The sequence below is a fragment of the Methylobacterium sp. Leaf466 genome (genome assembly GCF_001425565.1).
In the GTDB taxonomy this organism is placed as follows: domain Bacteria; phylum Pseudomonadota; class Alphaproteobacteria; order Rhizobiales; family Beijerinckiaceae; genus Methylobacterium.
This window is the reverse complement of the sequence record NZ_LMRC01000034.1, coordinates 235,843-247,732: the sequence shown is the minus strand read 5'-3', so window position 1 is coordinate 247,732 and position 11,890 is coordinate 235,843. Positions and strand designations below refer to the sequence as shown.

10 protein-coding genes are annotated in these 11,890 nt (G+C 71.7%); 7 read left to right on the top strand and 3 right to left on the bottom strand.

Annotation, left to right across the window (positions count from 1 at the left end):
* Position 1: 1 nt before the first annotated feature.
* The coding region (locus ASG59_RS21360; RefSeq protein ID WP_244475744.1) for a porin at positions 2-373 on the bottom strand (372 nt) is incomplete at its 3' end.
* Positions 374-743: 370 nt separating this feature from the next.
* On the opposite strand from ASG59_RS21360, the gene ASG59_RS17300 reads away from it, so the two are divergent.
* From ASG59_RS17300 to ASG59_RS17275, 6 genes are all read left to right on the top strand, one after another.
* On the top strand, positions 744-1,949 hold the full coding sequence (locus tag ASG59_RS17300; RefSeq protein ID WP_056410309.1) for an NAD(P)/FAD-dependent oxidoreductase: 1,206 nt from the start codon (positions 744-746) through the stop codon (positions 1,947-1,949).
* 165 nt (positions 1,950-2,114) lie between these two features.
* Positions 2,115-2,390, top strand: coding sequence for a hypothetical protein (locus ASG59_RS17295; RefSeq protein ID WP_347379717.1), 276 nt, complete (start codon positions 2,115-2,117; stop codon positions 2,388-2,390).
* Between the two features lie 67 nt (positions 2,391-2,457).
* On the top strand, positions 2,458-4,413 hold the full coding sequence (gene asnB / locus ASG59_RS17290) for an asparagine synthase (glutamine-hydrolyzing) (protein ID WP_082528822.1): 1,956 nt from the start codon (positions 2,458-2,460) through the stop codon (positions 4,411-4,413).
* Positions 4,410-5,297, top strand: a complete 888-nt coding sequence (locus tag ASG59_RS17285) for an aldose 1-epimerase family protein (protein WP_056410305.1) — start codon at positions 4,410-4,412, stop codon at positions 5,295-5,297. The genes asnB and ASG59_RS17285 overlap by 4 nt, the downstream gene beginning before the upstream one ends.
* Complete coding sequence (locus tag ASG59_RS17280; RefSeq protein ID WP_056410303.1) at positions 5,294-5,959, top strand: TenA family protein; 666 nt, start codon at positions 5,294-5,296, stop codon at positions 5,957-5,959. Before ASG59_RS17285 ends, ASG59_RS17280 begins: the two co-directional genes overlap by 4 nt.
* Before the next feature lie 188 nt (positions 5,960-6,147).
* Entirely contained in the window at positions 6,148-7,614 is a 1,467-nt protein-coding gene (locus tag ASG59_RS17275; RefSeq protein ID WP_055886824.1) for an amino acid permease, read from the top strand.
* 9 nt (positions 7,615-7,623) lie between these two features.
* On the opposite strand, the gene ASG59_RS17270 is transcribed toward ASG59_RS17275, so the two are convergent.
* Both ASG59_RS17270 and ybaL read right to left on the bottom strand, forming a co-directional pair.
* Positions 7,624-8,499: a LysR substrate-binding domain-containing protein gene (locus ASG59_RS17270; RefSeq protein ID WP_056283267.1), complete on the bottom strand. Its 876-nt coding sequence runs from the start codon at positions 8,497-8,499 to the stop codon at positions 7,624-7,626.
* A gap of 24 nt (positions 8,500-8,523) precedes the next feature.
* Positions 8,524-10,341, bottom strand: coding sequence for a YbaL family putative K(+) efflux transporter (gene ybaL / locus ASG59_RS17265; protein WP_056283270.1), 1,818 nt, complete (start codon positions 10,339-10,341; stop codon positions 8,524-8,526).
* A gap of 308 nt (positions 10,342-10,649) precedes the next feature.
* Here ybaL and ASG59_RS17260 point away from each other — a divergent pair, with 308 nt between their 5' ends.
* The gene (locus tag ASG59_RS17260) at positions 10,650-11,861 is read left to right on the top strand and encodes an MFS transporter (RefSeq protein ID WP_056410301.1); all 1,212 of its coding nucleotides are present in this window, start codon (positions 10,650-10,652) and stop codon (positions 11,859-11,861) included.
* The last annotated feature ends 29 nt before the right edge of the window (positions 11,862-11,890 follow it).

Below are 11,890 nucleotides of genomic sequence, written 5' to 3'. Positions count from 1 at the left end.
NGCGCAGGCAGGTGTCGGTGCCGGGGATGTAGAAGAACCCGGCGCCGTAAGCCGAGCAGACACGCACGTACTCGATCGGGGCGGCCTTCTTGACCGGCAGATCGGCAGACTGCGCTCCAGCTACCGCGAAAACCCCCGCGACAGACCCGAGGAGCGAGCTCTTTAAGAGCCTCATTGTTATCTCCAGAGTTTCGAGACCAAAGACTATGCAGATCTCAATTCCGACCCCCAAGGTCGCAACCGGCCCGCCCGTACTTGCTAGTAGGAACCCGTCGCGTCCGTTGCCGGAACCGCGGGCGTTGCCGGGGTTTGCCCCCGTGCTGATATACCTTGGACGACACCCCCCGCTCCAAGCAACACGGATTCGTGTCATTGCCGGAAGTTCCCTCCCTCTGTTGCGGTGCTGCAACGAACCTGAGGCGGCTAACGGCCGATCGCGCAAGCATTTTTGGAGATGCCGGGTCGGCGTGGGTTCGCGCGAGCCCGTGAAAGGTCTGATCTCGGCCCTCCCGCGCCGCGGCAGCGGGCATCAATTCAATAGATTGACCATTCGTTAGGCATTTTTGGTCCCGCAAACGCGGATTTCTGCGGCTTGCGGCGAAAAACCGATGCGGGAACGACCGGATCACCCCGGATCTCGGCCGTCCCGTTAATCGGACCGTCAGGGCTTTGGGCGACGCTCCGATCGAGGCGGCGCGCAGTGCGCGAGCACGCCGCACAGACCGCCCGGGACGATGTCGACGATGGACCAGACAGAGATGCCGTCGACGACGCAGGTCGAGGTCGTCGTCATCGGCGCGGGCCTCGCCGGGACGGCGGCGGCGACGGTGCTGGCCCGGGCCGGCCGCTCGGTGGCACTTGTCGATTCACACCGCGTCTTCCCGCCCGAGTTCCGGGCCGAAAAACTCGGCCCGCCCCACGTCGCGATGCTCGAGCCTCTCGGGCTCGCCGACACCGCGCTCGGCGCCGCCACGGCCATCGACAGCATCGACATCTACCGGTTCGGCCGTCTCGTCGCGCGGCATCGCGGGCGCGAGTACGGCTACGGCTATTCCGACGTCGTCAACGCCCTGCGCGGGGCCATGCCGGCGGCGGTGGACTTCATGGTCGGCCGCGTTGCGGGGATCGAGGCCGGGCCCGGCCTCCAGACCGTGACGCTGGCCGATGGCCGGGCGATCGCGGCCCGGCTCGTCGTGGTGGCCACGGGGCTCGGCGACGCCATCCGCCGCATGGTCGGCATCGCGCGAGTCGACACCCGCAAGGCCCATTCGCTGTCGCTGGGGTTCGACCTCGACCGGCCGGCCTACGCCTACCCGTTCGAGTCCCTCGCCTATTACGGCACCGGCTACGACCGGGTCGCCTACCTGACCCTGTTTCCGATCCGCGACACGATGCGCGCCAACCTGTTCGTCTACCGCGAGGCCAACGACCCCTGGACCAGGGCGTTTCGCCAGAACCCGGCCGAGACCCTCGGCGCCCTGATGCCGAACCTCGGCGGGATCTGCGGCGGGCTCGGGGTCGCGGGCCGGGTGCAGGTGCGCCCGATCGACCTCACCCTCTCGCAGGGGCACCGCCGCGACGGCGTCGTGCTGGTGGGCGATGCCTTCTGCACCACCTGCCCGGCCCCCGGCGTCGGGGTGAAGCGGGTGCTCACCGACGTGGACCTGCTGTGCAACGTCCACATCCCGCGCTGGCTGGCGACGCCGGGCATGGACGCCTCCAAGATCGGCGCGTTCTACGACGACCCGCGCAAGGTCGAGAGCGACGCCCAGGCGATCCGGCAGAGCGAGTTCTCCCGCTCCATGGCGATCGATCCGGGGCTGGTCTGGGTCGCGCGCCGCGCGCGCAACACACTGGTGCGCAAGGGCGCCGCCCTGGTGCGACAGGCCGGAGCGTCGCTGGCGCGGGCCGAGGCCCCGCCCATGACCGGATCCTCCGCACGGATGTGATCCCGCCCGCTGCCGACATCGGGCCGCCCGCGGGCATGCGCACGCCGCATCGCCGGCATGACCGACCCGGCGCGATGCAACCGAAGGCGCCGTTCGAGCGTCTCCCGTGCCAGCGACAGCAACCACGGGACGACCGCGATGGAACCGATGAAGCCGATGGAACCCATGAAGCCCATGGAACCGATGAAGCCGATGCAGGGCTCGGAGGCCTGGTGGCCGCAGGAACTCGGCCGGCCCTCCACCAGCGGCGGCCAGAACGACCTGCGCTACGCCTTCTTCCCGGACAAGCAGCGCCTCGTCATCGAGGAGAACGGCAAGCGCACCACCTACGATAGCGGCGACCACCAGATCAACGGCGTCTCCCAGTCGAGCGGCGGCTCGCCGCGCTTCCGCAGCCAGAACGGCGAGGTCGCCCTGGATCAGTTGAAGACGGTGGACTAAAGCCTGCCGGGCAGGCCCCGGCACATCGCGAAGGGGCCCGTTCACGTCGACGGGTGACCCTTCGCGCATGTGCGGCATCGCCGGCCTCGTCGATCCTCGCCTTTCGCCCGAGCGGCTCGCGCGCTTCGCCGCCGCAATGACCGACGCCCTCGCCCACCGCGGGCCGGACGGGCGCGGGGTCTGGCATGAAGACGGCGTGGCATTGGGCCATCGCCGCCTCGCCATCCTCGACGTGAGCGCCGCCGGCGCCCAGCCGATGCGCTCCCGCGACGGGCGCTGGGTGGTGACGTACAACGGTGAACTCTACGACGCCGCCGACCGACGCCGGCACCTGTCCGACGGCGGGCACACCTTCGCCGGCACCTCGGACACCGAGGTCCTGGTCGAACTGATCGCCCGCCACGGCGTCGCGGCCGCCCTCGACCGGGTCGAGGGCATCTTCGCCTTCGCGGCCTACGACCGCCACGAGCGCCGCCTGTGGCTCGCCCGCGACCGCATCGGCGTGAAGCCGTTGTTCTATGCGCATTATGGCGAGCGCCTGCTGTTCGGCTCGACGCTGAGCGCGCTCACCGCCTGCCCGAAGTTCGCGCCCGGGATCGATCCGGCGGCGGTGTCGAGCCTCCTGCGCCACGGCTACGTGCCCGCACCGGGCTCGATCCTCAGCGGTGTGCGCAAGCTCGCCCCCGGTTTCCTCCTGTGCTGGCGCCCCGGCGAGGCCCCCCGCACGAGCGCCTATTGGCGCCTCGACGATGTCGTCCGCGCCGGCCGGGCCGATCCGTTCCGGGGGTCGGACGAAGCCGCGGTGGAACGGCTCGAGGTGTTGCTGGCGGCGGCGGTGCGGCGGCAGATGGCGAGCGACGTGCCGCTCGGCGCCTTTCTGTCGGGGGGTATCGATTCCTCCACGGTGGTCGCCCTGATGGCCGCGCACGGACAGGCCCCGAAGACCTTCGCGGCCGGCTTCACCGACGATCCGCGCTTCGACGAGAGCGACGCCGCCGCGCGGGTGGCCCAGCACCTGGGCACCGACCACACCACCATCCCCGTCCGCGAGGCGGATGCGCTGGCCCTCGTGGCGCATCTGCCTGAGATCTACGACGAGCCCCTGGCCGACCCATCCGGCCTGCCGACCCACCTCCTCTGCGCCGCCACGCGGCGGGCCGGGATCACCGTGGCGCTCTCGGGCGACGGCGGCGACGAGCTGTTTGCCGGCTACGACCGCTATGCCCTCGCCCTGCGCTTCGCGGCCCGCGCCGAGCCGGTGCCGCCCCCCTTGCGCCGCCTCGCCGCCGGCGCGGTCCTCGCCCTGCCACACGGGGCCCTGGCGATCCTCGGCCGCGCCCTGCCCCGGCCCTGGGGCGGGCCGGATGCCGCCGACCGCCTGCGCAAGGCGGCCGCACAGCTGTCGGGCGACGGCTTCGGGCTCTATGCCCGCCTCCTCACCCTCAACCCCGCGGCGGAGGCGCTGGCGCGCGGCGTGCCGGGACTGGCGCACCCCCTCGACGAGGAGGCGGACGGCGCGCTCCTCGAGCGGATGCGGCGCCTCGACACCCTGAGCTACCTCCCCGACGACGTGCTCGCCAAGGTCGACCGTGCCAGCATGGCGGTGGGGCTGGAAGCGCGGGTGCCGCTGCTGGACCGCGACGTCGTCGCTTTCGCCTGGAGCCTGCCGGAACCGCTGCTGCGGCGGGACGGCAAGGGCAAGTGGCTCATGCGCCGGGTGCTCGCCCGCCACGTGCCGCCGGCCCTGTTCGAGCGGCCGAAGCAGGGCTTCGCCCCGCCCCTGGCCGCCTGGCTGCGCGGCCCGTTGCGCGCCTATGCGAACGACCTGCTGCGGGCGCCCGACGCCGGCGGCGGCTTCCTCGACACGGGCCTGGTGCGGGCGATGCTCGACGAGCACCTGTCGGGGCGGCGCAACCATGCGGTCGGGCTATGGCCGCTCGTGACGTTCGAAGCCTGGCGTCTGGCGCAAGGCCGCAGGGCGCGGCACAGTGCCGGAGAGACGCCAGGGGGAGCATCGGCTTGAGCGACACGATCACCATCGCAGCCGCGGACGGCACGGCGGCCACCATCGCCCTCCACGGCGCCGAGCCGGTGTCCTGGATCGTCGCCGGGCGCGAGTACCTGTGGGAGGGCGACCCGGCCCATTGGAACCGCCATGCGCCGTGGCTCTTCCCGGTGGTCGGCGCCAGCGCCGGCGGGCGCGTCCGGGTCGGCGACGACACCTTCCCCATGGCCCAGCACGGCTTTGCCCGCGACCTGCCCTTCGCGGTGGCGGCGCAGGCGCCGGACTCCGTCACCCTGCGGCTCGGCGACGACGCCGCGACGCGCGCGCACTACCCCTTCGCCTTCGCCCTCGACATCACCGCCACGGTGAGCCCCGGCCGCCTCGCCTTCACGATCGTGGTGGACAACACCGGCGAGACCGCCCTGCCCTACGGCCTCGGGTTCCACCCGGCCTTCCCCTGGCCGTTCGCCGGGGGCGAGCGTGCGGCCGGCGCCGGCTACGCGGTGGTGTTCGAGCATTCCGAGCGGCCGTTCGCCCCGCAGGTCGGCGAGGGCGGCCTGCTCCTGCGCGACGAGCAGCCATTGCCCCTCGACGGCGACACCCTCCCCCTCGATCCGGAGATCTTCACCGAAGCCCTGGTCGTCCTCGACGCGAAGAGCCGGTGGATGCGCTTTGCCGGTCCCGACGGCAGCGCCATCCGCCTCGAAGCGGAGGATTTCCCCCACCTCGCCGTCTGGACGAAGCCGACCGCGCCTTTCCTCTCCCTCGAATGCTGGACCGGGCACGCCGACTGGGCCGGGTTCTCCGGCGATCTCTCCGAGCGCGATGCGCAACGCCTGCTGGCACCGGGAGCCCAGGCGCGGCACGGCGTGACGCTGTCGTTCGAGGCGGCGGGCGCATGACCGCCTTCTCGGCCCATGCCTGGGCGCGCAACGCGGACGCCTACGAGGCGATCCGCACCATGCCCTTCAACGCGGAGCTCGCCGCCGGCACCCTCAGCCCGGCCCGCTTCGTCCACTACATCGTGCAGGACGCGCATTACCTGATCGGCTTCGGCCGGGCCCTGGCGCTCGCCGCCGCCAAGGCGCCGGACCCCGACCGGATCGTGCAGTTCGCCCGTGCCGCCGAGACCGCCATCGTGGTGGAGCGCTCGCTCCACGGCGGTTTCTTTCGCGATCACGGCATCGATGCGCGGACCTTCGCGCAGACGCCGCTGTCGCCGGCCTGCGACCACTACGTCTCCTCGCTCATGGCCACCGCCTACGGCGAGCCCTACGAGGTGGTGCTCGCGGCCCTGCTGCCCTGCTTCTGGATCTACGCCGAGGTCGGCACCGACATCCTCTCGCGGGCGGCCTCCGCCAACCCCTACCAGGCCTGGATCGACACCTACGCCGGCGAGGAGTTCGCCACCGCCGTCGCGCAGATGATCGCGGCCACGGACGAGGCCGCGGCCGACGCCTCGCCTTCTTTGCGCGAGCGGATGCACCGGGCCTTCACCCGCGCCACCCAGCTCGAATGGATGTTCTGGGACGGCGCCTACCGCGAGGCGCGCTGGCCGGTGTGAGGCTCGCGCCGGGACCGGGATGCGAGGCCGGGTGGCAGACGATTTGCAACCGGACCGCGACTCGTCGCATGTCGACTCTCCGGCACGGATCGCAGGGTCGCGATTGGCCCGTGTCGGCAAGATGGACCAGGACGGGCGGCCCGCCCTCGGGCCCCCGCGAGAACGGACGCTGAGAGGACACGACATTCATGGCATCGGGCCTTGCCGGCGATCTCATCCGCACGAAATCCCTGGAGCGTCTCAACGCCGACGCTGACAGCGGCGAGAACCAACTCGAACGCACGCTCGGTCCCTGGAGCCTGATCGCGCTCGGCATCGGCGCGGTCATCGGCGCCGGGCTGTTCTCGCTCACCGGGATCGCGGCGGCCGAGCACGCCGGCCCGGCCGTGGTGATCTCTTTCGCCATCGCCTCCCTCGCCTGCGCCTTCGCCGGCATGTGCTACAGCGAACTCGCGGGCATGATCCCGGTGGCGGGCTCGGCCTACACCTACGCCTACGCCACCATGGGCGAGTTCGTGGCCTGGATCATCGGCTGGGACCTCGTGCTCGAATACGCGGTCGGCGCCGCCACCGTCTCGGTGAGCTGGTCGAGCTACGTCACCCGCTTCCTGCGCGACAGCCTCGGCATTAACCTGCCGCCCAGCCTCGTGAATTCGCCGTTCGAGACCTACACCCTCGCCGACGGCACCGTGGCGCACGGCCTCGTCAACCTGCCGGCGATCGTCATCATCGTCGCGGCCTCCGCCCTCCTGATGGTCGGCATCCGCGAATCGGCCCGGGTCAACGCTGTGGTCGTCCTCATCAAGCTCGCCGTGGTGGCGGTCGTGGTCGGCGTCGGCCTGTTCTACATCAAGGCGCAGAACTACGTGCCGTTCATCCCCGAGAACACCGGCACCTTCGGCGAGTACGGCTGGAGCGGGATCATGCGCGGCGCCGGCGTGGTCTTCTTCGCCTACGTCGGGTTCGACGCGGTCTCCACGGCGGCGCAGGAGGCCAAGAATCCCCAGCGCAACATGATGATCGGCATCCTGGGGTCGCTCGCCATCTGCACGGTGATCTACATCGCCTTCGCTAGCGTGCTCACCGGACTCGTCCCCTACGCCCAGATGAAGGGCGACGCCGCCCCGGTGAACACCGCCATCGCGATGACGCCGTTCCCGTGGCTCAAGAGCCTCGTGACGCTCGGCGTCATCGCGGGCTTCTCCACGGTGATCCTGGTGCTGCTGCTCGGCCAGAGCCGAGTGTTCTACTCCATGAGCAAGGACCGGCTGCTGCCGGGCTTCTTCTCCAAGATCCACCCGACCTGGAAGACGCCCTACCGCTCGAACCTGTTCTTCATGGTGTTCACGAGCGCGCTCGGCGGCTTCCTGCCGATCTCCCAGCTCGGCCACATGACCAGCATCGGCACCCTGCTCGCCTTCATCCTGGTCTGCGTCGGCGTCATCATCCTGCGCCGGACCCAGCCGGACGCGCGGCGCGACTACCGCACGCCGCTGGTGCCGCTGGTGCCGATCCTCGGCATCGTCAGCTGCTTTGCCATGATGGTGTCGCTCGACGGCGAGACCTGGCTGCGCCTAGGCGTCTGGCTCGCCATCGGCCTCGTGATCTACTTCGCCTGGAGCCGCAACCACAGCCGGGTCGGGCGGGAGGCGTAGCGCACTCGTTCAGCCGATCAGCGCGAGCAGCGCGTCGGCGGCCCGGCTGCGGTAGCGTTCCTTGTGCCGCAGCACCCGGAACGGCCGCGCCGGCAGGTGGAAGGCGGCCTGCACCAGGGTGCCCGCCCGCAGGGAGGCCGCCACGACGGTGCGCGACAGCACGGCGGCCCCGCCGCCGGCTTCCACCGCCGCCCGGACCGCCTCGTTCGAGGGCAGTTCGAGGACGACCTTGAGCCCGGCGGCCGGAATGCCGGCCTGTGCCAGCGCCGCCTCGAACACCGAGCGCGTCCCCGAGCCCGCCTCGCGCAGCACCCATTCGGCCTCTGCCAGATCCCCGGGCGCGAGGTCGCGGGCGGCCGCGAACGGGTGGCCGGGTGCCACCACCAGGACCAGCTGGTCCTGCGCCACCGTGGCGGCGGCCAGCGCCGGGTCGTCGAGGTCGCCCTCGACGAAGCCGAGTTCGGCGGTCCCGTCGTGCACGGCCCCGGCCGCCTCGGCGGTGTTGCCGACGGAGAGGCGCACCGCGATCAGCGGATAGGCGCGGCGGAAGGCGACGAGGTGGCGGGGCAGCCAGTCGCTGGCGACGGTCTGGCTCGCGGCCAGCGAGAGCGTGCCGCTGCGCAACCCGCTCAGGTCCGCCAGGACCCGCTCGGCGGCCTCTGCCCGCGCCAGCACCGCCCGCGCCTCGATCAGGAAAACGCGCCCGGCCTCGGTCAGGGCGATGCCGCGCCCGACCCGGTGGAACAGCCGGGTCGCGTGCCGCGCCTCCAGGGTGGCGATGGCCGCACTCACCGCGGATTGGGCGAGGTTGAGGGCCTCGGCCGCCCGCGTGACGTGCTCGCGCTCGGCCACCGCCACGAAGATGCGCAATTGGTCGAGGGTCATGACAGGGCCGGGAAAGGCGCGGCGTCAGGGACCATCGGTCTGGTGGTGGCGCAGTTCGGGCGCGCCCTTGTGCGGCTCGCCGGCTTCGGGGGGTTCGCCGCGGGTCTCGGCCCGGCTGGTGTCCACGAAGATGCGGGCCTCGCCCTCCTTCAGGCCGAGGCTGCGCAGGGCGTAGACGATCATCCCGAAGGCGAGTTCGCGTTCGGCCATCAGGGCGAGACCGACGCCCTGCTCCTCCAGGAGCTTGCGCTCGCCGTCGCTGTGGCTGCGCACCAGCGTGTCGATGCCCGGGTTGAGGGAACGGGCGAGCTCCACGAGGCGGCGGGCCTGATGCGCGTCCGGGGCGGCGATGACGAACAGCCGCGCCTCCCCGATCTCGGCCGCCTCGAGCAGCCCCGGCGCGCTGGCATCGCCGAAGATCGCCTCGATGCCGGCCTTGCGCAGTTCCAGAACCCGGCGCCGGTCGCGCTCGACCACCACGAAGGGCAGGTCCCAGGCGGAGAAGGCCTTGCCGATGGCGCTGCCGACGCGGCCGTAACCGACGATGACGGCATGGCCGCGGTGGGCGGTCGCCTCCGCCGCGATGGCGGGCGGGGCGGCGGCGTGGCGCTCGAACCGCGCTGCGACCTCGGGCCGGCTCCCGAGCCAGCGCTCGGCGCGCGCGGCCAGGGCGAAGACGAGGGGGTTGAGGGTGATCGACAGGAGGGCGCCCCCGAGGATCAGGTCGCGCCCCTCCTCCGGCAGCAGCTTCAGGGACAGGCCGAGGCCGACGAGAATGAACGAGAATTCGCCGATCTGGGCGAGGCTGGCCGCGATGGTGAGCGCCGTGCCGAGGGGATGCTTGAACACCAGCACGATCGCCACCGCCGCCACCGACTTGCCGATCATGATGACGCCCAGCACCGCCAGGACCGAGAGCGGCTCGCGCAGGAGGATGCCGGGGTCGAACAGCATGCCCACGGACACGAAGAACAGCACCGCGAAGGCGTCCTGCAGCGGCAGCGAGTTGGCCGCGGCCTGGTGGCTGAGGTCGGATTCGGCCAGCACCATCCCGGCGAAGAAGGCGCCGAGCGCGAACGATACGCCGAACAGCTCGGCCGAGCCGAAGGCGATGCCGAGCGCCAGGGCCAGCACCGCCAGGGTGAACAGCTCCCGAGACCCGGTGCGCGCCGCCTGGTCGAGGAGCCAGGGCACGAAGCGGCGGCCGCCCACCAGCATCAGCAGCGTGAAGAGCGCGACCTTGGCCAGCGTGAGGGCGAGGGTGAGCCAGAGGCTGCCGCCCCCGGCCGCATGCGCCGCGCCGTCGCCCTGCCCGCCCAGCGAGGTGGCCAGCGCCGGCAGCAGCACCAGCGCCAGCACCATCGCCAGATCCTCGACGATGAGCCAGCCCACCGCGATGCGGCCGCGGTCGCTGTCGAGGAGGCCGCGCTCCTCCAGCGCCCGCAGCAGCACCACCGTGCTCGCCACCGAGAGCGCGAGCCCGAACACCAGGCCCGCCCCGATGCCCCAGCCCCAGGCGAGCGCGAGGCCGCCGCCCATCACCGTGGCGGTGACGATCTGCACCACGGCGCCGGGCAGGGCGATGGTGCGCACCGCCATCAGATCCTTGATGGAGAAGTGGAGCCCGACCCCGAACATCAGCAGGATGACGCCAATCTCGGCGAGCTGGGCGGCGAGCACGCTGTCGCCGACGAAACCCGGCGTGTAGGGGCCGACCATGACGCCCGCCAGCAGGTAGCCCACCAGCGGCGGCAGCTTGAGGCGCTGGGCGACCATTCCGCAGACGAAGGCCAGCACGAGCCCCAGGGCGATGATGGCGATGAGTCCGGTGGCGTGCGGCAAGGGTTCAAGGACCTCGGGTCTGGGGGGACGGGATCGGGCATCGTCGGGCGTGACGCAGAGAACGCGTCATGCCGCGCATCGACGGCCGGAGCGAGGGGTTCTCTCCCTTTAGGGCAGAAATCCCCCGGCGCGAGAGCGTTTCGGCACGCAGCCACCACCGGGACGACGATCCGTGCGGTTCGAGGGGCTTCTCCGCGCTCATGACCCGGTGCGGAGCCCTGGCACCGGGCCGGGCGCGATTGACCTGAGGCGGGAACGGTCGTCAACCGACCGAGGGCGAGAGCCGAAACCGAAGGGAGCCCGGGTGCATGGACGACGCGAGCGACACCCTGATCGCCGCCGGCACGCCGGCCTTCCGGCGCACCACCGTGGCCCTGGCCGCGGCCGGCTTCTCCACCTTCGCGGTGCTCTACGGGGTGCAGCCGCTGCTGCCGGTCTTTTCCGAGTCGTTCCAGGTCTCGCCCGCCGAGAGCAGCCTCGCCCTGTCGGCGCCCTGCGCCACCCTGGCGCTGGCCCTCCTCGTGGTCAGCCCGCTCTCGGAAGTGTGGGGCCGCAAGCCGGTGATGGTGGCCTCCCTGTTCGCCTCGGCGATCCTCACCCTCGTCGCCGTCCTCGTCCCGAGCTGGTACGACTTCCTGGCCCTGCGGGCCCTGACCGGGCTCGCCGCCAGCGGCCTGCCGGCGGTGGCGATGGCCTACCTCGCCGAGGAGATGGACACCCGCGCCATCGGGCTTTCCATGGGGCTCCTCATCGGCGGCAACGCGCTGGGCGGCATGGTCGGCCGGCTGGTGGCCGGCGTCATCGCCGACCACGCCTCGTGGCGGATCGGGCTCGGCACCATCGGCGTCCTCGCCCTCCTGGCGGCGGTGGCCTTCGCGTTCCTGCTGCCGCCCTCGCGGCGGTTTCGCGCCAACCGGATGCGCTGGGCCGAGGTGCCGGCGAGCTTCGGCCGGCATTGTCGCGATCCGGGGCTGCCGTGGCTGTTCGCCGAGGCGTTCCTGCTGATGGGCGGCTTCGTCAGCGTCTACAACTACATCGGCTTTCGCCTGCTCGAGCCGCCGTTCTCCCTGAGCCAGACCGCCATCGGCGCCATCTTCGTGGTGTATCTGGCCGGCACGGTCAGTTCGGCCGCCACCGGCGAGATCGCGACCCGGCTCGGGCGCCGCAAGGTGCTGTGGCTGGCGATCACGCTCGGGCTCGCCGGCATCGCCCTGACGCTGTCCGACAGCCTCGTCCTCATCGTCGCCGGCATCGTGGTGGTGACGGTGAGCTTCTTCGGCGCCCATTCGGTGGCGAGTTCCTGGGTCGGGCGCCGGGCCCTGCGCGACCGCGCCCAGGCCTCCTCGCTGTACCTGTGCCTGTACTACCTCGGCTCCTCGGTGCTCGGCACGGCCGGCGGCTGGTTCTTCGCCCACTCCGGCTGGACGGGGGTGGCGGGGTTCTTTTCCGGGCTCTACGTGCTCGCGCTCCTCGTCGCCCTGCGCCTCTCGCGGCTGGCACCGCTGGCCCCCCATGGTTGACTTGGGACCCCATGGTTGACCTGGAACCC